This window comes from Pseudomonas sp. R5-89-07 (assembly GCF_003851685.1).
In the GTDB taxonomy this organism is placed as follows: domain Bacteria; phylum Pseudomonadota; class Gammaproteobacteria; order Pseudomonadales; family Pseudomonadaceae; genus Aquipseudomonas.
In genome coordinates this window covers 5,749,033-5,769,732 of record NZ_CP027727.1, presented here as the reverse complement: position 1 = coordinate 5,769,732, position 20,700 = coordinate 5,749,033, and the positions used below count along the sequence as shown (strand labels likewise).

At 61.1% G+C, this 20,700-nt stretch carries 22 protein-coding genes and 2 pseudogenes; 12 read left to right on the top strand and 12 right to left on the bottom strand.

All coding sequences use genetic code 11. The annotated features are described in order from the left end of the window. Window positions 1–108: 108 nt before the first annotated feature. A complete protein-coding gene (locus tag C4J94_RS26525) occupies window positions 109–2,085 on the top strand; it encodes a methyl-accepting chemotaxis protein (RefSeq protein ID WP_124388739.1) in 1,977 nt (658 codons plus the stop codon). A 32-nt stretch (window positions 2,086–2,117) separates the two neighbouring features. Here the strand turns inward: C4J94_RS26525 and C4J94_RS26520 are convergent, their stop codons facing one another. Then, window positions 2,118–3,614, bottom strand: coding sequence for a YifB family Mg chelatase-like AAA ATPase (locus C4J94_RS26520; RefSeq protein ID WP_124388738.1), 1,497 nt, complete (start codon window positions 3,612–3,614; stop codon window positions 2,118–2,120). Between the two features lie 164 nt (window positions 3,615–3,778). On the opposite strand from C4J94_RS26520, the pseudogene C4J94_RS28220 reads away from it, so the two are divergent. Then, a pseudogene (locus C4J94_RS28220) lies at window positions 3,779–3,874 on the top strand (N-acetyltransferase); the annotation flags it as partial. 42 nt (window positions 3,875–3,916) lie between these two features. Here C4J94_RS28220 and C4J94_RS26510 read toward each other — a convergent pair. Next, entirely contained in the window at window positions 3,917–4,180 is a 264-nt protein-coding gene (locus C4J94_RS26510; RefSeq protein ID WP_124388737.1) for an accessory factor UbiK family protein, read from the bottom strand. A gap of 422 nt (window positions 4,181–4,602) precedes the next feature. On the opposite strand from C4J94_RS26510, the gene glnK reads away from it, so the two are divergent. From glnK to sutA, 4 genes are all read left to right on the top strand, one after another. Next, entirely contained in the window at window positions 4,603–4,941 is a 339-nt protein-coding gene (glnK, locus tag C4J94_RS26505) for a P-II family nitrogen regulator (RefSeq protein ID WP_002555808.1), read from the top strand. Between the two features lie 34 nt (window positions 4,942–4,975). After that, the gene (locus tag C4J94_RS26500; protein ID WP_124388736.1) at window positions 4,976–6,316 is read left to right on the top strand and encodes an ammonium transporter; all 1,341 of its coding nucleotides are present in this window, start codon (window positions 4,976–4,978) and stop codon (window positions 6,314–6,316) included. Window positions 6,317–6,526: 210 nt separating this feature from the next. Next, window positions 6,527–6,952: a secondary thiamine-phosphate synthase enzyme YjbQ gene (locus C4J94_RS26495; RefSeq protein ID WP_124388735.1), complete on the top strand. Its 426-nt coding sequence runs from the start codon at window positions 6,527–6,529 to the stop codon at window positions 6,950–6,952. A 102-nt stretch (window positions 6,953–7,054) separates the two neighbouring features. After that, window positions 7,055–7,387 carry a transcriptional regulator SutA gene (sutA, locus tag C4J94_RS26490; RefSeq protein WP_124388734.1) on the top strand — a complete coding sequence of 111 codons (333 nt, stop codon included), beginning with the start codon at window positions 7,055–7,057 and terminating at the stop codon, window positions 7,385–7,387. Window positions 7,388–7,573: 186 nt separating this feature from the next. On the opposite strand, the gene C4J94_RS26485 is transcribed toward sutA, so the two are convergent. From C4J94_RS26485 to C4J94_RS26460, 6 genes are read right to left on the bottom strand one after another with little or no spacing between them, the layout of a single operon-like run. Then, the gene (locus C4J94_RS26485; protein ID WP_124388733.1) at window positions 7,574–8,269 is read right to left on the bottom strand and encodes an HAD family hydrolase; all 696 of its coding nucleotides are present in this window, start codon (window positions 8,267–8,269) and stop codon (window positions 7,574–7,576) included. Continuing rightward, a complete protein-coding gene (gene xerC, locus C4J94_RS26480; RefSeq protein ID WP_124388732.1) occupies window positions 8,266–9,165 on the bottom strand; it encodes a tyrosine recombinase XerC in 900 nt (299 codons plus the stop codon). Before xerC ends, C4J94_RS26485 begins: the two co-directional genes overlap by 4 nt. Before the next feature lie 2 nt (window positions 9,166–9,167). Continuing rightward, window positions 9,168–9,884 carry a DUF484 family protein gene (locus C4J94_RS26475; RefSeq protein WP_124388731.1) on the bottom strand — a complete coding sequence of 239 codons (717 nt, stop codon included), beginning with the start codon at window positions 9,882–9,884 and terminating at the stop codon, window positions 9,168–9,170. 13 nt (window positions 9,885–9,897) lie between these two features. Further along, the gene (dapF, locus tag C4J94_RS26470) at window positions 9,898–10,728 is read right to left on the bottom strand and encodes a diaminopimelate epimerase (protein WP_124388730.1); all 831 of its coding nucleotides are present in this window, start codon (window positions 10,726–10,728) and stop codon (window positions 9,898–9,900) included. Window positions 10,729–10,731: 3 nt separating this feature from the next. Then, on the bottom strand, window positions 10,732–11,979 hold the full coding sequence (gene lysA, locus C4J94_RS26465) for a diaminopimelate decarboxylase (RefSeq protein WP_124388729.1): 1,248 nt from the start codon (window positions 11,977–11,979) through the stop codon (window positions 10,732–10,734). A 9-nt stretch (window positions 11,980–11,988) separates the two neighbouring features. Then, window positions 11,989–12,156, bottom strand: a complete 168-nt coding sequence (locus tag C4J94_RS26460) for a lipoprotein (protein WP_003195417.1) — start codon at window positions 12,154–12,156, stop codon at window positions 11,989–11,991. Window positions 12,157–12,394: 238 nt separating this feature from the next. Here C4J94_RS26460 and cyaY point away from each other — a divergent pair, with 238 nt between their 5' ends. The 3 genes from cyaY (at window position 12,395) to rnk (ending at window position 13,493) form a co-directional block, all read left to right on the top strand. Continuing rightward, a complete protein-coding gene (cyaY, locus tag C4J94_RS26455; protein WP_124388728.1) occupies window positions 12,395–12,727 on the top strand; it encodes an iron donor protein CyaY in 333 nt (110 codons plus the stop codon). Between the two features lie 2 nt (window positions 12,728–12,729). Then, complete coding sequence (locus C4J94_RS26450) at window positions 12,730–12,948, top strand: DUF1289 domain-containing protein (protein WP_124388727.1); 219 nt, start codon at window positions 12,730–12,732, stop codon at window positions 12,946–12,948. A 131-nt stretch (window positions 12,949–13,079) separates the two neighbouring features. Beyond that, the gene (gene rnk, locus C4J94_RS26445) at window positions 13,080–13,493 is read left to right on the top strand and encodes a nucleoside diphosphate kinase regulator (RefSeq protein ID WP_124388726.1); all 414 of its coding nucleotides are present in this window, start codon (window positions 13,080–13,082) and stop codon (window positions 13,491–13,493) included. On the opposite strand, the gene C4J94_RS26440 is transcribed toward rnk, so the two are convergent. From C4J94_RS26440 to C4J94_RS26430, 3 genes are all read right to left on the bottom strand, one after another. Continuing rightward, window positions 13,490–16,330 carry a class I adenylate cyclase gene (locus tag C4J94_RS26440; protein WP_124388725.1) on the bottom strand — a complete coding sequence of 947 codons (2,841 nt, stop codon included), beginning with the start codon at window positions 16,328–16,330 and terminating at the stop codon, window positions 13,490–13,492. The two genes, rnk and C4J94_RS26440, sit on opposite strands and share 4 nt — an antisense overlap. 168 nt (window positions 16,331–16,498) lie before the next feature. Beyond that, window positions 16,499–16,753: a TIGR02647 family protein gene (locus C4J94_RS26435; RefSeq protein ID WP_003195403.1), complete on the bottom strand. Its 255-nt coding sequence runs from the start codon at window positions 16,751–16,753 to the stop codon at window positions 16,499–16,501. A 96-nt stretch (window positions 16,754–16,849) separates the two neighbouring features. Continuing rightward, on the bottom strand, window positions 16,850–17,134 hold the full coding sequence (locus C4J94_RS26430) for a hypothetical protein (RefSeq protein WP_124388724.1): 285 nt from the start codon (window positions 17,132–17,134) through the stop codon (window positions 16,850–16,852). A gap of 126 nt (window positions 17,135–17,260) precedes the next feature. Here C4J94_RS26430 and C4J94_RS26425 point away from each other — a divergent pair, with 126 nt between their 5' ends. Beyond that, complete coding sequence (locus C4J94_RS26425) at window positions 17,261–17,920, top strand: glutathione S-transferase family protein (RefSeq protein WP_124388723.1); 660 nt, start codon at window positions 17,261–17,263, stop codon at window positions 17,918–17,920. A 100-nt stretch (window positions 17,921–18,020) separates the two neighbouring features. Here C4J94_RS26425 and argH read toward each other — a convergent pair whose 3' ends face one another. Next, window positions 18,021–19,415 carry an argininosuccinate lyase gene (gene argH / locus C4J94_RS26420; RefSeq protein ID WP_124388722.1) on the bottom strand — a complete coding sequence of 465 codons (1,395 nt, stop codon included), beginning with the start codon at window positions 19,413–19,415 and terminating at the stop codon, window positions 18,021–18,023. A gap of 389 nt (window positions 19,416–19,804) precedes the next feature. Here argH and C4J94_RS28215 point away from each other — a divergent pair. Then, a pseudogene (locus tag C4J94_RS28215) lies at window positions 19,805–19,921 on the top strand (sensor histidine kinase); the annotation flags it as partial. After that, window positions 19,918–20,664 carry a LytTR family DNA-binding domain-containing protein gene (locus C4J94_RS26415; protein WP_124388721.1) on the top strand — a complete coding sequence of 249 codons (747 nt, stop codon included), beginning with the start codon at window positions 19,918–19,920 and terminating at the stop codon, window positions 20,662–20,664. The pseudogene C4J94_RS28215 and the gene C4J94_RS26415, both read left to right, overlap by 4 nt. Window positions 20,665–20,700: the final 36 nt, after the last annotated feature.

The following is a 20,700-nucleotide window of genomic DNA, read 5'->3' as shown; positions in this document are numbered from 1 at the left end:
CGCCGAAGTAAGGTGTTGGAACCCTCGTGCACAAACGTTTCCCATTAGATAATTCGCCGAGCAGCGCTAAGAGATCAGGATGATCCTGGCCTCGGCTCAGGAGCTGTCATGTCTCAACCTCGCGCTCGGATCGCTTCGCAGTTAGGCCTCGCATTGGCCGTAATTCTGGCTGTCGTTATCAGCGGCAGTACCGTCTTCGCTCTACGCTCCCTCGACACCGCCAACCTCGCCACTCGCGAGGAACACCTGGCCAGCGAGGCGCGCCTGCTTGCCGACCAACTCAATACTTTCCACAGCACCTTGCGCGAGAGCACCCAGCGTTTGAGCGGGCTGTTTGAGAAGCGCTTTGGCGCCGGCTTGAGCGTGCGCCCGGAGCAGCCAGTCGCCGTGGCCGGTGTGCAGACCCCAAGCCTCTACCTGGGCAGCGAGTTGCTGAACAACAACTTCAGTGAAGTGGATGAATTCAAGGCCATGTCCGGCGGTGTGGCCACGGTATTCGTGCGCAGCGGCGATGACTTTGTTCGCATCAGCACCTCCCTGACCAAGCAGGACGGTAACCGCGCCATCGGCACCGTGCTCGATCGCCAGGGCCCGGCCTACCAGCGTGTGTTTGGCGGGCAGGCCTACATCGGTCGGGCCGTGTTGTTCGACCGCTCCTATATGACCCAGTACAGCCCGGTGCGTGATGCCAGCGGCAAAGTCATCGCAGTGTTGTTCATCGGTTTCGACTACACCGACGAACAGAAAGCCCAGTTCGACAACCTCAAGCGCTTCCGTATCGGCCAGACCGGCTCCCTTTCGCTGCTGGATGAACAGAAGCACTGGCTGGTGCCGCCGGCCGGTGTACAAGCCCTGGACCAAGCCATTCCAGTAATGCTCGACCTGGCGAAGAAGCCGGGTGTAGGCCGCTTCTGGAGCGACGAGAACGAAGATTTCTACAGCGTCTCGGTACCGTTCGAAGGCGGCCCCTGGGCGGTAGTGGCGAGCATGCCCAAGGCTGAAATTCGTGCGGTGACCTGGGACGTCGGCCTGCGCCTGGTGATCGGCAGCGTGCTGGCCATGCTGTTGGCGGTGGGCGCCACGGTGTGGCTGTTGCGCAGCAAGCTCGCGCCATTGAGTGACCTGGTGCGCCAAGCCGAAGCGCTCGGTGCGGGCGACCTGAGCGCGCGCCTCAACGTTTCCAGCCATGACGAAATCGGCCAGTTGGCGCGCAGCTTCAACCAGATGGGCGAAGCGCTGTCGACCATGGTTTCGCACATTCGCAAGGCAGCTGAAGAGGTCAACAGCCGTGCCCAGGCGTTGTCCGGTTTGTCTGGCGGTGCCTATGAAGGCATGGAGCAGCAGTCCGGTGAGATCACCAGCATGGCGGGCGCGGTGGAAGAATTCAGCGCCACCTCCCTGAATATCGCCGACAACATGGGCAGCACCGAGCGTCTGGCCCAGGAAAATGCCCAGCAGACCCGTATCGGGCGTGCCTCGATGCAAGAGGCGTCGTCGTCCCTGGAACATATCGCCACCGCCCTGAACAGCACCGCCACGGTGATCAACACCTTGGGCCAGCGTTCCCAGGAGATCGGCGGCATCGTCGGCGTGATTACGTCTATCGCGGAACAGACCAACCTGCTGGCTTTGAACGCGGCCATCGAAGCCGCCCGTGCCGGCGAGCAAGGCCGTGGTTTTGCCGTGGTCGCCGACGAAGTGCGCAACCTGGCCTCGCGCACTCGCCAGGCCACCGATGAAATTTCCGGCATGATCCAGAGCATCCAGCAGGAAACCGGGAATGCCATCAGCACCATGGAGCACGGTAATGTGCTGATGCAGGAAGGCCTGTCGCGCAACGCCGACGTGGCCTCGGCCCTGGCGCGCATCGACGAGCAAAGCCGTTCGGCCGGCCAGCAGTTCGCCGCAATCACCACGGCCACGCAAGAGCAGAGCAGCACCGCGACCTTGCTCAGCAGCAACCTGCAGAGTATTGCGCTGGCTAACAGCGAGCAGCGTGAAGTGGTGTCGAACCTGGCGATCACCGCCAAGGAGCTGGAGACTTTGGCGGCGGGCTTGCGGCATGAAGTGGACCGGTTCCGCTAAGCCACCGCATTCCGAATATAGGGGCGCACGGCTCAATTGATCGCCGCCGGACGGTACTGCAAGGCCTCTTGCAGATGGTGGCGAGCGATTGCTTCTGTTTGTTCGAGGTCCGCCAAAGTGCGCGCCACCTTGAGCAGCCTATGAGCCGCGCGCAGCGACAGTGTCAGTCGCTCACATGCACTTTCCAGCCAGCCTTCATCGACCTTTGCCAGCGTGCAGTACTCGCGCAGCCCCGGCAGATCGAGGAACGCATTGGCGCAGCCCTGGCGTCGTTGCTGGCGCTCCCGTGCGTCGGCAACCAGGGCGGCGGTTTTCGCAGTGTTGTCGCCGGTCTGTTGGGCCGGGCTCAGTGCCGTGGCCTCCCGCGCCACGGTCAGGTGCAAATCGATGCGGTCCAATAGCGGCCCCGAGAGCTTGTTGCGGTAGCGTTGAATCTGTTCCGGCGTGCACCGACAACGGCCGCTGGGTTCGCCCATATAACCGCAAGGGCAGGGGTTCATCGCCGCGACCAGTTGGAAGCGCGCCGGGAAACTCACCCGGTCCCGCGCGCGGGAAATCACAATATGTCCCGACTCGAGCGGCTCGCGCAGTACCTCCAGGACTTTGCGGTCGAACTCCGGCAACTCGTCCAGGAACAACACGCCGTGATGGGCCAGGGTGATTTCCCCCGGTTGCGGCTTCGATCCTCCGCCGACCAGCGCGGGGCCGGACGCCGAGTGGTGCGGCTGGCGGAACGGCCGGTGCGGCCAATGACTTAGCGGGGCCAGGCTGACCACGGATTGAATCGCCGCGACTTCCAGTGCTTCCTGCTCGCTGAGCGGTGGCAGCAAGCCCGGCAGGCGGCTGGCGAGCAAGGTCTTGCCGGTGCCGGGCGGCCCGCTGAATAACAGGTTATGCGCCCCCGCCGCGGCGATCAGCAAGGCACGCTTGGCGGCCAACTGGCCCTGTACTTCATTGAGGTCCGGGTAAGGCTTATTCAAATACAGCAAGCCGTCGGACTTGTAGGGCTCGATCGGTACATGCCCATTCAAGTGCGCCACCACCTGCAGCAAGTGATCTACCGCAATCACCTTCAACCCTGACGCCAGGCAAGCTTCCTCAGCGTTCGCCCTGGGCACTATCAGGGTGCGCCCGGCCTTGCGCGCCGCCAGCGCGGCCGGCAACACGCCTTTCACCGCGCGTACCTCGCCGGACAGCGCCAACTCTCCCAGGCACTCGACGTCATCGAGCATCAATGCCGGCACCTGCATGCTGGCCGCCAGGATCCCCAGGGCAATCGCCAGGTCAAACCGCCCGCCGTCCTTGGGCAGGTCGGCGGGCGCGAGGTTGAGCGTGATGCGCCGCGCTGGGTATTGCAGGGCCGAGTTGAGAATGGCGCTGCGAACGCGGTCCTTGCTTTCCTTGACCGCGGTTTCCGGCAAACCCACCAGGGTCAGGGATGGCAAGCCATTGGCCATATGCACTTCGACGGTAACGACGGGAGCTTCAACGCCGATCTGGGCGCGGCTGTGGACGATGGCGAGGGACATGCTCGATCCTTGAAATGGAGGCCGCTTCCTGCGGGTTATTCAAGGGTAGACGAGGGTGAGAAAAGCAAAGCGGGGGAGGTTTTACAGAACGTATCCAGACAACGACGCAGGACAACTGTGGAGAAAAACCCGCTAATGCCAGGCCGTTAAGGCGAACACCGTACCTGTGGCGAGGGAGCTTGCTCCCGCTGGGTCGCGAAGCGGCCCCAGACAATGGGACTGCTGCGCAGTCCAGCGGGAGCAAGCTCCCTCGCCACAGGTGATTTCACGCTTCTGCGGGGTAGCCCCTTCACTGATTGCGTTTATTCGGCGGAAGGTGGCGTCATCCGCGCTTCCAGTTCCGCGACCTTCGCCTCCAGGCTCTCAAGCCGCGCACGCGTGCGGGCCAACACCACCATCTGGCTGTCGAACTCTTCACGGCTCACCAGGTCGAGCTTGCTGAAGCCACTTTGCAGCAGTGCCTTGAACTGGCTTTCGATTTCATTGCGGGGCAGCGGGGTGTCGCCGCTGAACAGGCGAGAGGCGTGGCCGCTCAGGGCGTCGAGGAAGTCTTTGGGCGCGAGCATGGGAAATATTCCGGAAAACAGTTGGCCGGCAGTGTATCACGCAGCGTCTATAGTCTTTTCACGGCTGATGCGCACGCTTTTCGCGCACGAGGAAGGGCGGTCGCGCACTGTTTTAATGCGCATCGCGATTGGCGGAACGCCCCGCAGGTGGGCACGAGTGGGCAATGGACTGATTTCAGTGATTTTTACGGAGCTGGCAAGGTTTCTGCTTAGACGAACATGACCCATGCACTGATGCAGTCGCTGTGACGAATGCAGTGCGCCGATGGATCAGGGGTACAGGTTTTTCGTCACCAGTGGTTCGCTGGCGTCGCCGCGGTAAATGCCGAGGCGACGATGCGTTACAAAGCCAGGCACTGCGCTTAGACTTGAGACGGGTTTGTTTTCCTGGGGCAAGTCCACCAATTCGGGAGAGAGTTTTCATGAAGCTAGTCACTGCCATCATCAAGCCGTTCAAGTTGGACGACGTACGCGAGTCACTGTCCGAGATCGGCGTGCAGGGCATTACCGTTACTGAGGTCAAGGGCTTCGGTCGGCAGAAGGGTCATACCGAGCTGTATCGCGGCGCGGAATACGTAGTCGATTTCCTGCCGAAGGTGAAGATTGATGTCGCCATTGACGACAAGGATCTTGACCGGGTTATCGAAGCGATAACCAAGGCCGCCAACACCGGCAAGATCGGTGACGGCAAGATCTTCGTGGTCAATCTGGAACAGGCTATTCGCATCCGTACCGGCGAAACCGATACCGACGCAATCTAAGCCGCCAAACCCCAACGCCCCAGGAGAAAACACTATGACTCTGCGTAAATTCGCAGGGCTCGGAGCCCTGTTGTCCATCGTAATGCCAAGCCTTGCAATGGCGGCAGATGAAGTGGCGGCTCCAGTCCTCAATTCCGGCGACACCGCCTGGATGCTGACCGCCACCGCACTGGTGCTGTTCATGACCATCCCTGGCCTGGCGCTGTTCTACGGCGGCATGGTCCGTTCCAAGAATATTCTGTCGGTGATGATGCAATGCTTTGCCATCACTGGCCTGATCAGCATTCTGTGGGTCATCTACGGTTACAGCATTGCGTTCGATACCACCGGTATGGAGCAGGGCGTCGTCAACTTCAACTCCTTCTTCGGCGGCATGGGCAAGGCGTTCCTGGCAGGGGTCACTCCAGCCAGCATCACCGGGCCGGCGGCGCTGTTCCCGGAAGCGGTGTTCATCACCTTCCAGATGACCTTCGCCATCATCACGCCGGCGCTGATCGTCGGTGCCTTCGCCGAGCGCATGAAGTTCTCCGCGATGCTGATTTTCATGGGCATCTGGTTCACCCTGGTCTATGCGCCGATTGCGCACATGGTCTGGAGCGGCAACGGCGGCCTGATGTGGGACTGGGGCGTGCTGGACTTTGCCGGTGGCACCGTGGTGCACATCAACGCCGGTGTGGCTGGCCTGGTAGCGTGCCTCGTGCTCGGCAAGCGTAAAGGCTTCCCGACCACCCCGATGGCCCCGCATAACCTGGGTTACACCTTGATCGGCGCGGCCATGCTGTGGATCGGCTGGTTCGGCTTCAACGCCGGCTCCGCTGCTGCGGCCAACGGCACGGCCGGCATGGCGATGCTGGTTACCCAGATCGCTACCGCCGCCGCTGCGCTGGGCTGGATGTTTGCCGAGTGGATCACCCACGGTAAGCCGAGCGCACTGGGCATCGCCTCGGGTGTGGTGGCCGGCCTGGTTGCAATCACACCGGCTGCTGGCACCGTCGGCCCGATGGGCGCGCTGGTGATCGGCCTGGCGGCGGGCGTGGTGTGCTTCTTCTGCGCCACGACCCTCAAGCGCAAGCTGGGCTACGACGACTCCCTGGACGCCTTCGGCGTGCACGGTATCGGCGGTATCCTCGGCGCGATCCTGACCGGCGTGTTCGCAGCTCCGTCGATGGGTGGCTTCAACGCCGCTACCACCGACATCGCTGCCCAGGTGTGGATCCAGTGCAAAGGCGTCGGCTTCACCGTGATCTACACGGCGATCGTCACCTACGTTATCCTCAAGGTGCTGGACATGGTCATGGGCCTGCGCGTCACCGAAGAGGAAGAGGCGGTCGGCCTCGACCTGGCGCAACACAACGAGCGCGGCTACAACTTGTAAGTACGCGAAAAAAAGATGCCCGGCTTGCCGGGCATTTTTTTGCCTGGCGTTTGTCTTTGGCTATAAGTGGTATGGGTTTTTCGTCGACTTTGTGATGGGATCCACACCGCACTTTTGGGGGTGCGAATGTCTTACAGGCATGTAGGCGTATTCGGCACTTTGTTTTTTTCCAGAGCGCGCTAGAATGCGCGCCGATGGGCGGAGAACTGTATGTGGCAACAGACCCTGATAACCCTGCGGGCCAAGCCCCGGGGCTTTCACTTGGTGACCGATGAGTTGCTTGCCGGCTTGCCTGAATTGAAGGCGTGTCGCGTGGGCCTGTTGCATCTGTGGCTGCAGCACACCTCGGCCTCGTTGACGGTCAACGAGAATGCCGATCCGGCAGTTCGCCGGGACTTCGAGCGTTTTTTCAACGTGCTGGTGCCGCAAGGCCAGGCAGGGTTCGAACACAACGACGAAGGTCCGGATGATCTGCCGGCGCACTTCAAGGCCAGTCTCCTGGGCTGCCAGTTGAGTTTGCCGGTGAAGGCCGGCCGCTTGGCGATGGGGACCTGGCAAGGTGTTTATCTGGGCGAGCACCGTGATCACGGCGGTGCTCGTAAAGTCCTCGCCACCTTGCATGGTGAAGGGGCATAAGCCACTGGAGATCCAGTGGACGTTGATTTTTTTCCAGCGACCTCGACAGAGGGTGAAGCTGGGCTATAACTAATCTGCTTTTCGCAAGTCATGAGGTAGAACATGAGCGACGATGATCTGGAAAACGACGACCTTGAAGTAGGTGACGAAGACGACACTGAGGAAAGTCTTGAAGTGGCGGCTGATGACGTTGCTGAAGACCTTGATGACAGTGCTGGCGATGATGCCGCGCCCAAAGCCAAAGGCAAGGCCAAGGCTGCTGTTTCGGTAGACGAGCTGCCTAGCGTTGAAGCCAAGAACAAAGAGCGCGATGCCCTGGCCCGCGCGATGGAAGAGTTCCTCGCCAAAGGCGGCAAAGTGGTCGAAGTCGAGCCCAACGTGGTTGCTGATCCACCGAAGAAACCGGATAACAAGTACGGCAGCCGTCCTATCTGAGGCAGCCACCTGCTTGCTGAAAGAGCCCGCCGTCGCTGCGGGTTTTTTCATGGCTGCTATTTATGAGCTTGGGGCAATTCAATGTGGGAGGGGGCTTGCCCCCGATGGCGGTGGGTCAGCCAGTCCATCTGGTGACTGGTACACCGCTATCGGGGGCAAGCCCCCTCCCACATTTGGCCATCGGTGTTACTGCCAGCGGCGAAGTAACTCCGGCAACTCCGTCAGGCTGCGAATCTGCGCATCCGGGAGTTTTTCCCCTTCCCACACCTTGCCTGTCGGGTTGAACCACACCGCCCGCAGCCCCGCCTGTTGAGCCCCGGCGATGTCATCACCTGGATGATCGCCAACATGCACCGCCGCCCCGGCCTCCACACCGCCGCGCTGCAACGCCTCTTGAAACAATCGCGCATCCGGCTTGGCGATGCCGATATCTTCGGCACGCAAGGCAAAGTGAAAGTAGTCCGCCAGGCCCACACGTTGCACATCGGCATTGCCATTGGTGATCACCCCCAGCAGGAAGTGCTGGCGCAGCGCTTTGAGCATTGGCTCGGCTTCGGGGAAGACGGTGAGCTGGTGCCGCGCATGAATGAACGCTTCAAAACACACGTCGGCCATTTCCGTGGCCTCAGGTTGTGGATAACCGGCCTCCTCAAACGCATGCATTAACACCCGGTGGCGCAGGATACTGATGCGGTGTTTGAGTTCCGGGTGACGCTGCAGCACCTGTTGGCGCAGGCTGGCGAAATGTTCCAAGGGCAAGTCGCCGACCTTGGACGCGTTGAGCGCCAACCATTCGCGCATCGACGCTTCGGCGCTGATGATGACGGGTACGTTGTCCCAGAGCGTGTCGTCCAGGTCGAAGGTGATCAGCTTGATGCTCATGAGTCGTCGCCCTTGATGCGTTTGGCCCGTGGATGGGCGCTGTCGTACACCGTTGCCAGGTGCTGGAAGTCGAGGTGGGTATAGATTTGCGTGGTCTTGATATCGGAGTGGCCGAGCAGCTCCTGGACTGCGCGCAGGTCCTGGGACGATTCGAGCATATGGCTGGCAAAGGAGTGCCGGAGCATATGCGGGTGCAGGTTTTGTCCCAGTTCGCGCTCGCCGGCGGCCTTCACACGCAACTGAATGGCCCGTGGCCCCAGGCGTCGGCCTTGTTGGCTGATAAATACCGCATCGTCTTTCGGGTTGGCCAGCGCCCGTAATGGTAACCACAGCTGCAAGGCTTCGCGGGCTTTGCGGCCGACCGGCAGCACACGCGTCTTGCTGCCTTTACCCAGCACCTGCACCAGCCCATCCGCCAGGTCGAGTTGGTCGAGGTTCAGGCCGGTCAACTCTGACAAGCGCAGGCCCGAGGAATAGAACAGCTCGAGGATCGCCTGGTCGCGGTGTGCCAGGAAGTCATCCTCGACCGCGCCGTCCAGCAGTTGCAGGGCGCGGTCGGTGTCCAGGGTCTTTGGCAGGCGTCGCTCGCCTTTGGGCGGTGACAGGCCGTTGGCCGGGTCGTGATCGCACAAGCCTTCGCGGTTCAGGTAGTGATAGAGGCCGCGCACCGCCGACAGCAGGCGCGACAGGCTGCGCGAGGACTGGCCTTGCTGGTGCAGCCGTGCAACCAGGCTGCGCAGGCTCTGGATATCCAGGGTTTTCCAGCTGGCGACCTGCTGTTTTTCGCAATAGGCCAGGACCTTGTTCAAGTCCCGCCGGTAGGCCTCCAAGGTGTGAGGCGACACCTGGCGCTCGTTGCGCAGGTGAGCGCAGTAAGCGTCCAGTTGCCGTTCCATGGCTAGCGCACCGCGCGCAGGGCAGTGGTGTAGCGCGGCAAGACGCGGCCCAGCACTTCGGCGATGTAGGTCAGGAACAGTGTACCCACCGAGCTTTTATAGTGCGCAGGATCGCGGCTGGCGATGGCCAGTACGCCGTGCAGGCCTTGGTGGCTGAGGGCTACCACGGCGGTGGAGCCGATCTGTTTGCGCTGTTCGGCGCCAAACAGGAAGTCCAGTTCGTGCTCGCGCAGGGTGCCGCTGATGGTCTTGCCTTCCGACAGCAGGCCGCCAATGGCGGTTTGCGCTTCGCTACCACTGACCCAACGACCCACCGGCATCGGGTTATCGCTGAACAGGATCAGGCTGACAAATGGCACCTGGAAGTCCTGGCGCAGGCTGTCTTCCACGGCCATCACCGTTTCTTCCAGGCTGGCGGCGTCCATCAGGGTCAGGATCAGGCGACGGGTCTTGTCGAACAGGCGATCGTTGTCGCGCGCCACGTCCATCAGGTGCGAGAGCCGGTGGCGCATTTCGATATTGCGCTCGCGCAGGATTTTCATCTGCCGCTCCACCAACGACACGGTATCGCCACGCTGGTGAGGGATGCGCAATGCCGGGAGCAATTCTTCGTGCTCGACGAAGAAGTCCGGATGAGCCTCAAGGTACGCCGCGACTGCGGCGGCCTCCAGGCTTTCACTTGGGGTGACGTGTGCGGGTACTTGAGGCTTATCGGTCATTGGCTTGGCTCACTCATAGACGGACCTGTCCTTCGTATACACGCGAGGCCGGCCCGGTCATCATCACCGGGTGGCCAGGGCCTGCCCATTCGATGGACAAGCGCCCACCCGGCAGGTCGATCAGCAGCGGCGAATCCATCCACCCCTGGCTGATCGCGGCCACGGCAGCGGCGCAAGCACCGGTGCCGCAGGCCTGGGTTTCGCCGGCGCCGCGCTCCCACACACGCAATTGCGCGCGGGAACGGTCGATCACCTGCAGGAAGCCCACGTTGACCCGTGCCGGAAAGCGCGGGTGATGTTCGATCTTCGGCCCCAGCTCATGCACCGGTGCATTGTTGATGTCATTGACCCGCAGTACCGCATGGGGATTGCCCATGGATACGGCGGCGATATCCACACGGTTGCCGTCTACGTCCAGCGCATAGCTGAGCGCCTGCTCGGGCGCCTGGAACGGAATGTCCGCTGGCACCAGGCGTGGCGCGCCCATGTTGACGCTGATCTGGCCGTCACTGCGGATATCCAGTTCGATCACGCCGCCCTTGGTCTCGACGCGAATCTGGCGCTTGGCGGTCAAACGCTTGTCCAGCACAAAGCGCGCAAAGCAGCGCGCGCCGTTGCCGCACTGTTCCACTTCGGAGCCATCGGAGTTGAAGATCCGATAACGGAAGTCCACCTCCGGGTTGGTCGGCGCTTCTACCAGCAGCAGTTGGTCGAAGCCGACACCGGTATGCCGGTCGCCCCATTGTTTGGCGTGCTTGGGCAGGATGTGCGCATGCTGGCTGACCAGGTCGAGGACCATGAAGTCATTGCCCAGCCCGTGCATCTTGGTAAAACGCAGCAGCATGGCTTACTCCGGCAGCAGGCTTTCGCCAGCATACAACTCGGCTACCGTCTCGCGGCGACGCACTTCAAACGCTTGATCACCGTCCACCAGCACCTCGGCGGCTCGCCCGCGAGTGTTGTAGTTGGAACTCATGACAAACCCATAGGCACCGGCCGAATGTACGGCCAGCAGGTCGCCTTCCTCCAGGGCCAGCTGACGATCCTTGGCCAGGAAGTCGCCGGTCTCACAGATCGGGCCGACGATGTCATACGCACGCGCCTCGCTGTTGCGCGGTGCAACGGCAGTGACATTCATCCAGGCCTGGTACAGCGCCGGGCGGATCAGGTCGTTCATTGCCGCGTCGACAATGGCGAAGTCCTTGTGCTCGGTGTGCTTGAGGTACTCGACCTGGGTCAGCAGCAAACCGGCATTGGCGACGATGTAACGTCCCGGCTCGAACATCAGCGTCAGGTCGCGACCTTCGATACGCTCGCGCACGGCCTTGATGTAGTCGGCGATCAACGGCGGCTCTTCATCGCGATAACGCACCCCTACACCGCCACCCAGATCGATGTGGTGCAGGTAGATGCCGCAGTCGCCGAGGCGGTCGATCAGCGCCAGCAGGCGGTCGAGCGCATCCAGGAACGGCGGCAGGGTGGTCAGTTGCGAGCCGATATGGCAGTCGACGCCCAGTACTTCCAGGTTCGGCAACTGAGCGGCGCGGACATACACGTCTTCGGCGTCGGCAATGGCGATGCCGAACTTGTTCTCTTTGAGACCGGTGGAAATGTACGGATGAGTGCCGGCATCGACGTCCGGGTTGACGCGCAGGGAGATCGGCGCGCGAACGCCCATTTCGGCCGCCACGACCTGCAGGCGCTCCAGTTCGTCGGTGGATTCGATGTTGAAGCAGTGCACGCCCACTTCCAGGGCACGGCGCATGTCTTCGCGGCTCTTGCCGACGCCGGAGAATACGATTTTGTCGGGTTGGCCACCGGCGGCCAATACACGTTCGAGCTCGCCACGGGACACAATGTCGAAACCAGCGCCAAGGCGCGCCAGGACATTGAGTACACCCAGGTTGGAGTTGGCTTTCACCGCGTAGCACACCAGGTGCGGCACGCCTTCCAGCGGGTCGGTGAACGAGCGGTATTGCGCTTCGATGTGAGCACGCGAGTACACGTAGGTCGGGGTGCCGAAGCGCTCGGCAATCGCGGACAGCGCCACGCCTTCCGCGAACAGCTCGCCGTCCCGGTAGTTAAAAGCGTCCATGAGGGTCCCTTAGTAAGTGTCGTGCTTGTGCGCTTTGGATGGCTTTTGCGACGACTGCGCCTGTTCGTTCGGGTCTTTGCTGTCGTCGGGCAGGTACAGCGGGCCTTTTTGACCACAGGCACTAACGAGGCAAGCGACCGCGACGAGCGCAGCAAGGGAAGAGATCAGGCGCTTCATGGCGAAATCCTTGAATATGCATTAATTGCGCCCGAGTATACCGACCACCCGCCAGCTTGCCTATGCGCTGGAATACCCGTCCGGCGGGGGTTTGCCGAGATAGTCGGGAAGCGGGCTACGCTAGCTGGGGATATTTCGTACCGCCATCTGTGATGAAATCGGTATCCTTTGCAATCGGCGGGGCGCGTCCGTATCGTGCGGCGCTTGAGCAGAACCAGACACTTTCGAGGTTGCCACAATGAGTTTGACCGAAGCCCGTTTTCACGACCTGGTGGATGCCACCCAGGAGAAGCTGGAAGATATTTTCGACGACAGCGACCTGGACGTGGACCTGGAAAACTCGGCCGGCGTGCTGACTGTCAAGTTCGAGAGTGGCCAGCAATTGATCTTCAGTCGCCAGGAGCCGCTGCGTCAGCTCTGGTTGGCGGCGCGCTCCGGTGGCGTTCACTTCGACTACGACGAAGAAAGCGGCAAATGGCAGTGCGACAAGAGCGAAGAACTGTTGGGAGAAATGCTCGCGCGCCTGGTCCACGAATATACCGGTGCCGACCTGGATTTCGACGAGATCTGATCGTGAGTGAGCCTGCACCCGTACGCCCGCCCAAGCCACTGTTCAGCAATGTCAGCCCGGCAGTGCCGTCACCTTGTATCAGCTTGTGTCGCCTGGACGAGCAGAAAGTCTGCCTCGGCTGCTTCCGCCACGTGGAAGACATCCGTGAGTGGCGCTCCGCCGACGATGCCCGGCGTCGGGTGATCTGTGCACAAGCGGCGCAGCGCAAGGCCCAAACCTGACGCCGTCTTGTTTATTTGTGACGCTGTGTTAGTGTCCGGATACACCTCAACTCATCGAGGTCCGCGAGAACCCCGCCTTTTCCTGGCGGGGTTTTGCTTTTTTGTGCAGAAAAAAGGAGTCTGCCTGAATCATGACCACCGCACCGTCCATCATTCTTACCCGTCTTGACGTGCAGCGTCTGGAGCAACTGATCGACCGCTTGGGCGACGAGTTTCCCGGTGTCGAAGCGTTGCAGGCCGAACTCGACCGCGCCGAAGACGTGGTTGGTCACGATGAAGTGCCTGCAACTGTCGTGACCATGAACTCCAGCGTGCATTGCCGTGAACAAGGCAGTGGCAAGGACTATCACCTGACCCTGGTTTACCCGAAGGACGCGAATGCCGACGAAGGCAAAATCTCGATTTTGGCGCCGGTAGGCAGCGCTTTACTGGGCCTGCAAGTGGGCCAGCATATCGACTGGCCTGCACCGGGCGGCAAGACCCTCAAGCTCGAGCTGCTGAGTGTCGAAGGCCAGCCCAAAGACGGCGGTCCCTTCTCTCTTTAAATCTGGCTCAGCGCTGCATTGAGCGCGAGCTCCAGCTCGGCCTTGTAGCGCAGGTACAGATTGCTCGGGCTTTGCACGTCGCCCAGCAGGCCCGACAGATCCAGGTCGGTAATGTAGCAACGGTAACGCTCGGGTTCCCGGCGTTGCCCGACGATTTCCCGGGCGACCACCGCGAACAGCTGGTCGCCAAACTCCAGTTCGGAAAACTCCCGCTGATTGCAGTACAGCGTGACACTCACCTTGCCAGGCGCCGCCTTGCCGATAATCGCCTGCACGTCATAAAACGGCTTGTTGGCTGGGTTTTGCGGAGCCGGCCTTGGCTCGACAACGCGCGCGCGGGTGCTGCCCGATGGCAACAGCTGGTAATACAGGGTTTGTACTTCGCCCAACGGCTGGTGTGTGTCCAGAGGGGATAGCGCTTCGCGTCGATAGATGATCGACAGCAGGAAGCGCTGCAGCGGTGCCAACAGGCTTTGTTCATCATGGAACGGCAAGCGTTGCTGCCAGAGCGCATTGAATTCGTCGAGCACATACAGCTCGGCGAAGCCTTCGTTGACGCGATAGAACACTTGTACGCAATCGGCCAGGCCCATGGGCAGCAAAAGCGCCAGGTCATGGTCTTCCAGCGCCATGGCATCCAGGTGCAACGGGCTGTAGCTCGCCAGCTCTTCGCTGAGGTAGGCGACCAATGCGTCCTGGGTCGGCAGCGCCACGTGGGTGGCCTGGCCGGGGGTCAGTTCCATGACGTGATAGTGCTGCTGCACCTGGAGCAGGTAGCGGTAGTTGCTTTGGCCGAGCAGCAGATTCTGCGCGGTGTCGAATACCTCTTCCACGCGCTGGGCAATGAACTGCGCTCGGTTGTGACAGAAGCAGCGCACCCGCAGCCGAGGCAAATGATCCGGCGGCAGTTGGTTGAGGTAGTCGCGCAGGCAGTCGAGCAGCGCATGGGGCCCGTCGTAGCGGCTGACCAGCACCTCGTTCCAGCTATTGAGCGTGACCTGGTCCAGGGTCAGCACCAGGTTTTCGCGTACACCGGCGTAACTCAGGGAATCGGTGCGTTCGGTGGTCATCAGGATATTCAGGTCGCGGTGATGCTTGAGTGGATCCACGCCGACGTTGACCAGCAACAGCACGTCTTCCGGCACCGCCGAACGCAACAACCGAACTTCATCAACACTGGCCATGGGCAGGGTGATGGTTTGCTGCAGGCTGCCCAGCAGGTTGAACAGCTCGAACTCGGTCATGTCGCTGGCGCCGGGGTGCAGCGCCAGGCGCGTGCTGCTGTCGATCACACCGTTGCGGTGGCACCAGGTGAGCATTTCCAGCAGGTCGCGGCTGCGTTTGATCGGTGCGAAGTGTTCCCATTCCAACGCCGTGAGGTTGCCGTTATATAGCCCCCAATGATGCTGGCCCGGTTCCTTGCGGTTAGGTGAGTGCACCAGGGTCAGGGTGTCTTCGGCCAAGTCCGGGGCAATCCCCGGGTTAATGAACTCGACCTTGCCGGCCTTGCGTTCAAAGGCCGCGTACAAGCGACGGCCCAGCACATTCAGGTCGCGCTTGTTGATCAGGCTGACAGTCTGTTCCGTGCGGGCGAACTGGGTGAGGAAGCGATAGCTGTAGTTCAGCTCATTGACCAGGGCACGCCGCTCAGAGGCGACCTGACGCACCTTCCACTGGCTGCGACTGTCCAGCAGGGCGAGTTGGCGCTGGTCCCAACCCCACTCCTGGGCCAGGCGTTCCAGCAGCAGGCGTTGCCAGCTGGCGGTACGCTGGCCGGCGCTGAGCTTGCGGTTGACCTTCAGGTACAGGCTGCGCCTTACCAGTTCCAGGCGCTCGGGTTCATTGCGGGCCTTGAGGTATTCCTCGATACGGCGGTAGACCACGATGTAAGGGTCCAGCTCGTCCAGATCCATCTGGTTGGCAAACACCGCGCGCTTGAAGCGCAGGCTCAGGCAATGCACGTTGGGGTGCTCGCTGGCGTAGACCTCGGTCAGCAGCAGCTTGAGCACCGATTTATAGGGCGACTCGATGCCCTTGAACAGCTGCCACAGGCCGGCACCGATGAACTCCCCAGGGGGAATGCGCGCCAGATGGCCGAGATCAAGGGTCTCGTCGGCGCGAATGAAGCGTTTGGAGATCAGCGTGTGAGTGAACTCGGCGTAGCGGCTTTCTTCATACACCGGCACCAGCCACCAGATCGGCGTGCGCCCGGCCAGCCAGATAGCGGTGCGGTAGAACTCATCCAGCAATAAATAGTGCTGAGTGGTACCGCAATCGTCGGAGCTCAGCTGCGTGTCCCGGTCACCGAGCACAAAGCGCGTCGGTTCGATCAGGAAGAAATGTGCCTCGGCTCCCATCGTCTGGGCCCAGGCTTCCAGCAGTTGGCACTTCTTGCGCAGCTCGGCCAGCTCGTTTTCATTCAGGTCGGGAGCGTGGCACACCCACACGTCCATATCGCTTTGATCCGCCTGGGCCAATGTACCCAGGCTGCCCATCAGGAACAGGCCGTGGATCGGGCGGGGCGGGTTGCCGTGGCGCGGCTTGTAGGAAAACGAACGTGTCAGGCGCTGGGCTTCGGCCAGGGCCTGGGTGTCGGGTTCGAAATTCGACAGCCCGGCCGGTGTGGTGCTGGAGACATAGCCTGGCAGCAGCGGGTGATTCACGTGGAAAAACAGCGGCAACAAGGTCAGCACGCTTTGTTGGCGCGGGGTCAATCCTTCGACGGCCCGGGCCATGCGGCCTTCATTGAGGGCCATGAAACGCGCGCGCAACTGGGTCAGCACCTTACGGTCGATGCCTTCGTCCAGGTCGGGGCGGATTTCATGTGTGCGGGTCATGTCGAATTCGGTGGCTCGCAGGGCCCGACGTGGGCGGCCGTGTAGGAGTTTACAGGCAGTAGCGTAGGAGGTTTAGCGAGAATGGTCGTTGGCGCTGGAATTTTGTGAATTGCACAGCAATGCCCTCGGAATCCGCAGAGGGGCGGACTCCATGGGCGGGATCAGGTATCAGGCGGCTTCTTTGGTCGACGCGGTGGTCAAGATAGTCAGCAAGGTTTGGGCTTGCTCGGCGGCGTCCCGGCCAAGGCTGGTCAGGTAGCCTCCGTCCGGCTGGTCGATAAGGCCTTTGGCGTGGAGGCGCTTGGCGGCGGCGATGGCAGTGGGAGCAGCGGTCTGATGGACTTTCAGACCCTCCTTGGTGCTGTCCAGGGGGAAGAGTACAAGGATTTCCAGTTCGGCAACCAACTCAGGGGTATACGACATAAGGACTCCAGACTTTCTAAATTTATTAGAGGCTAGCAGGCCATAAGGTGAACGTACTTTGCCGAACTGTCCAGCGTGTTGCTGCGCGCCCGAGGGTTATTCTTTTTCCGGCGGCAGCTCAGGCAGTGCTCGCAGCGCGGTTTCATACCATTGGGTATCAAAAGCGCGGTCTTCGTCCAGCATGGCATCGATCTCAAAGGCCAATACATGGGCCATAAGATTCAAAATCTCTTCTCGCTCATAACCGACCAGCGTCAGTTTGTTGAACGTGGCCTTGGCCGCTGGCGGGTTGTCGCTTTCGATCTGGTTTTCAATCGCTTCGATCAGCGTGTTTTCGGTGAATTCTTCTTCGTCGTTGTCGATATCGGTCGGCTCGCTCATGGCAGGCTCCTCAAGGAAAGGGCGCCAGTCTAACTCCATTCAGGTGGGTGATGCTGCTGGTCAGGCTGCGCCCCAGCGTCTATAACGCTTGCAGCCAACCCCACACCCGGCCTGGAGGCACTCGCAATGCTCAAGCTCTACGGTTTTGCTGTCAGCAACTACTACAACATGGTCAAGCTGGCGCTGATGGAAAAAGGATTGCCTTTCGAAGAGGTACCTTTTTATGCGGGGCAGACGCCTGAAACCTTGGCGGTGAGCCCACGAGGCAAAGTGCCAGTGCTCGGCGTCAAGCAAGGCTTCATCAACGAAACCAGCGTGATCCTCGAATACATCGAGCAGACTCAGGAGGGGCCTGCGCTGCTTCCGGCCGACCCGTTTCAACGCGCGCAGGTGCTGGCGTTGTGCCGCGAAATCGAGCTGTACATCGAATTGCCCGCGCGAGCGTGCTTCGCCGAAGCCTTTTTTGGCATGACAGTGCCCGAGGCGATCAAGGAGAAATCCCGCGCTGAATTGTTGCTTGGTATTGGTACGTTAGGCCGGCATGGCAAATTTGCGCCTTATGTGGCGGGAGAAAGCTTCACGATTGCCGATCTGTATTTCATGTACAGCTTGAACCTGGCCGTGGGTGTGGGCGAGAAGCTGTTTGGGCTGGACCTGTTGGCTGAGTTGCCTAAGGCGAAGGTGTTGCTGGAGCGTTTGAATGCAATGCCCAATGCGCAAAAGGTCGAGGCGGACAGGCTGGCGGCCATGCCGGGTTTTATGGCGATGATTGCAGCCAAAAAGTGATCAAATGTGAGAGGGGGCTTGCCCCCGATAGCGGTGAGTCAGCCAGCACATGTGTTGCCTGACACCTGCCATCGGGGGCAAGCCCCCTCCCACATTTTATTCAGCGGCTGGCCAACAGCGCCTGGCCGCGTACCACCGCTGCCTTGACCTGCGCCGGCGCAGTGCCGCCGACATGGTTACGGGCATTCACCGAGCCTTCCAGTGTCAGCACGGCGAACACGTCCTGCTCGATCTGGTCGCTGAACTGGCGCAGTTCTTCCAGGCTCATTTCAGCCAGATCCTTGCCGGTGTCCACGCCGTATTTCACGGCATGGCCAACGATTTCATGGCAGTCACGGAATGGCAGGCCACGACGCACCAGGTAGTCGGCCAGGTCGGTCGCGGTGGAGAAACCACGCAAGGCTGCTTCGCGCATGATTGCGTGCTTGGGCTTGATCGCCGGGATCATGTCGGCAAACGCACGCAGTGAGTCGCGCAGGGTGTCGGCGGCGTCGAACAGCGGTTCCTTGTCTTCCTGGTTGTCCTTGTTGTAGGCCAGCGGCTGGCCTTTCATCAGGGTCAGCAGGCCCATCAGTGCGCCAAATACGCGGCCGCTCTTGCCACGCACCAGCTCTGGCACGTCGGGGTTTTTCTTTTGCGGCATGATCGAGCTGCCGGTGCAGAAACGGTCCGGCAGGTCGATGAACTGAAACTGCGCGCTGGTCCACAGCACCAGCTCTTCGGAGAAGCGCGACAGGTGCATCATCGCAATGCTCCCGGCGGCGCAGAATTCGATGGCGAAGTCACGGTCCGACACGCCGTCCAGGGAGTTGCCGCCGACGGCGTCGAAACCCAGCAGTTGCGCGGTGTACTCGCGGTCGATCGGGTACGTGGTGCCCGCCAGCGCGGCGCTGCCCAACGGCATGCGGTTGGCGCGCTTGCGGCAATCCACCAGGCGTTCGTAATCGCGGCTGAGCATTTCGAACCAGGCCAGCAGGTGGTGGCCGAAAGTTACCGGTTGAGCGGTCTGCAGGTGAGTGAAGCCGGGCATGATGGTGTCCGACTCGCGCTCGGCCTGCTCCAGCAGACCTTTTTGCAAGCGGGTGATTTCAGCCAGGATCAGATCGATTTCATCGCGTAGCCACAGGCGAATATCGGTGGCCACCTGGTCGTTACGGCTGCGACCGGTATGCAGCTTCTTGCCGGTCACGCCGATGCGATCAGTGAGGCGCGCCTCGATGTTCATGTGCACGTCTTCCAGGTCGACGCGCCAGTCGAACGTACCGGCTTCGATCTCGCCACGGATGGTGGTCAGGCCATCGATGATGCTGTCGCGCTCGGCGTCGGTCAGTACGCCGACCTTGGCCAGCATCGTGGCATGGGCGATGGAGCCCATGATGTCGTGGCGGTACAGGCGCTGGTCGAAGGTGACGGAGGCGGTGAAGCGCGCGACGAAGGCGTCGACGGGTTCACTGAAGCGGCCGCCCCAGGACTGGTTGGTCTTGTCGGTGCTCATGGATTCGCTCGTGATCTGCTTAAAAGAGGCGTGGAGGTGTGCCGCCGATAATAACAGGGTTGTCCGCGGACGCGATGCTGTGGGTGGAGGGCAATTTTTTTGCGCAAAGGATGGCTAAGTGCCTTGCCGTCGACCGCATCCAGGACGAGACTGGGAGCAGGTACTTATTGAAACGATATTTGACGATTGAGCAATATCGTCTCAGCGAGCGTCTACAGTTGGACTGACAGTGTGTGAATGCACCAAAGTCGGGTCATGCGGTCAGAGCCCTGACTAACCATTAAAAAAGGGGGGTATTCGGATTGTGTATCAGCAAACCCTACGACGATGCGCAAAGGCAGCGGGTCTTGGGCGCTATTGAACAGGTCCGGGTAAATTTGGGTGCCGCTCCCAGGGCACTTTTTGCCGCTCGCGCTAGTCTTAGCGTGGATCGCTGTGACGCAAGTCACCGCACCTGTCTACGCTATCCTTGTGCGAGACTCACGCAGGAATCCAGCGCAATATGAATGTCCTGATCGTTGATGACGAACCCCAAGCCCGCGAGCGACTGAGCCGTCTGGTCAGTGAACTCGAGGGTTATACAGTCCTTGAGCCGAGCGCCACCAGCGGCGAGGAGGCGTTGACGTTGATCGACAGCCTCAAGCCGGATGTGGTGTTGCTCGATATCCGTATGCCGGGCCTCGATGGCCTGCAAGTTGCCGCCCGCCTGAGTGAGCGCGAGTCGCCACCTGCCGTGGTGTTATGCGCGGCCCAGGAAGAGTTTTCTGCGCAGACGCTGGAAGACAGCGGTGTCAGTTTTCTTGTCAAGCCAGTGGCTGGCGAAGCGTTGCTCAAGGCCTTGAAGAAGGCCGAGCGCCCCAGTCGCGTTCAGCTTGCTGCCTTGACCCAGCCTGCCGCCCAGAGCGGTAATGGCCCCCGCAGTCATATCAGTGCACGGACCCGCAAGGGCATCGAGCTGATCCCCCTCGGCCAGGTGGTCTATTTTATCGCCGACCATAAATACGTGACCTTGCGGCACGAGGCGGGGGAAGTGCTGCTCGATGAACCGCTGAAGGCCCTTGAAGACGAATTCGGCGACCGTTTCGTGCGTATTCATCGCAATGCGCTGGTGGCCCGCGAGCGTATCGAGCGGCTGCAACGCACGCCCCTGGGGCACTTTCAGCTCTTCCTGAAGGGGCTCAATGGCGATGCCTTGATCGTCAGTCGGCGCCATGTCGCCGGCGTGCGCAAGATGATGCAACAGCTTTAGCCCAGGGCTGTCGCGAGTCCTGCAGTCCTTTTCCCG

What these genes read in the sequence shown, in the direction of transcription:
- C4J94_RS26525 (WP_124388739.1), top strand. Translation starts at nt 109, where the DNA reads ATGTCTCAACCTCGCGCTCGGATCGCTTCGCAGTTAGGCCTCGCATTG.
- C4J94_RS26520 (WP_124388738.1), bottom strand. Translation starts at nt 3,614, where the DNA reads ATGTCCCTCGCCATCGTCCACAGCCGCGCCCAGATCGGCGTTGAAGCT.
- C4J94_RS26510 (WP_124388737.1), bottom strand. Translation starts at nt 4,180, where the DNA reads ATGCTCGCGCCCAAAGACTTCCTCGACGCCCTGAGCGGCCACGCCTCT.
- glnK (WP_002555808.1), top strand. Translation starts at nt 4,603, where the DNA reads ATGAAGCTAGTCACTGCCATCATCAAGCCGTTCAAGTTGGACGACGTA.
- C4J94_RS26500 (WP_124388736.1), top strand. Translation starts at nt 4,976, where the DNA reads ATGACTCTGCGTAAATTCGCAGGGCTCGGAGCCCTGTTGTCCATCGTA.
- C4J94_RS26495 (WP_124388735.1), top strand. Translation starts at nt 6,527, where the DNA reads ATGTGGCAACAGACCCTGATAACCCTGCGGGCCAAGCCCCGGGGCTTT.
- sutA (WP_124388734.1), top strand. Translation starts at nt 7,055, where the DNA reads ATGAGCGACGATGATCTGGAAAACGACGACCTTGAAGTAGGTGACGAA.
- C4J94_RS26485 (WP_124388733.1), bottom strand. Translation starts at nt 8,269, where the DNA reads ATGAGCATCAAGCTGATCACCTTCGACCTGGACGACACGCTCTGGGAC.
- xerC (WP_124388732.1), bottom strand. Translation starts at nt 9,165, where the DNA reads ATGGAACGGCAACTGGACGCTTACTGCGCTCACCTGCGCAACGAGCGC.
- C4J94_RS26475 (WP_124388731.1), bottom strand. Translation starts at nt 9,884, where the DNA reads ATGACCGATAAGCCTCAAGTACCCGCACACGTCACCCCAAGTGAAAGC.
- dapF (WP_124388730.1), bottom strand. Translation starts at nt 10,728, where the DNA reads ATGCTGCTGCGTTTTACCAAGATGCACGGGCTGGGCAATGACTTCATG.
- lysA (WP_124388729.1), bottom strand. Translation starts at nt 11,979, where the DNA reads ATGGACGCTTTTAACTACCGGGACGGCGAGCTGTTCGCGGAAGGCGTG.
- C4J94_RS26460 (WP_003195417.1), bottom strand. Translation starts at nt 12,156, where the DNA reads ATGAAGCGCCTGATCTCTTCCCTTGCTGCGCTCGTCGCGGTCGCTTGC.
- cyaY (WP_124388728.1), top strand. Translation starts at nt 12,395, where the DNA reads ATGAGTTTGACCGAAGCCCGTTTTCACGACCTGGTGGATGCCACCCAG.
- rnk (WP_124388726.1), top strand. Translation starts at nt 13,080, where the DNA reads ATGACCACCGCACCGTCCATCATTCTTACCCGTCTTGACGTGCAGCGT.
- C4J94_RS26440 (WP_124388725.1), bottom strand. Translation starts at nt 16,330, where the DNA reads ATGACCCGCACACATGAAATCCGCCCCGACCTGGACGAAGGCATCGAC.
- C4J94_RS26435 (WP_003195403.1), bottom strand. Translation starts at nt 16,753, where the DNA reads ATGTCGTATACCCCTGAGTTGGTTGCCGAACTGGAAATCCTTGTACTC.
- C4J94_RS26430 (WP_124388724.1), bottom strand. Translation starts at nt 17,134, where the DNA reads ATGAGCGAGCCGACCGATATCGACAACGACGAAGAAGAATTCACCGAA.
- C4J94_RS26425 (WP_124388723.1), top strand. Translation starts at nt 17,261, where the DNA reads ATGCTCAAGCTCTACGGTTTTGCTGTCAGCAACTACTACAACATGGTC.
- argH (WP_124388722.1), bottom strand. Translation starts at nt 19,415, where the DNA reads ATGAGCACCGACAAGACCAACCAGTCCTGGGGCGGCCGCTTCAGTGAA.
- C4J94_RS26415 (WP_124388721.1), top strand. Translation starts at nt 19,918, where the DNA reads ATGAATGTCCTGATCGTTGATGACGAACCCCAAGCCCGCGAGCGACTG.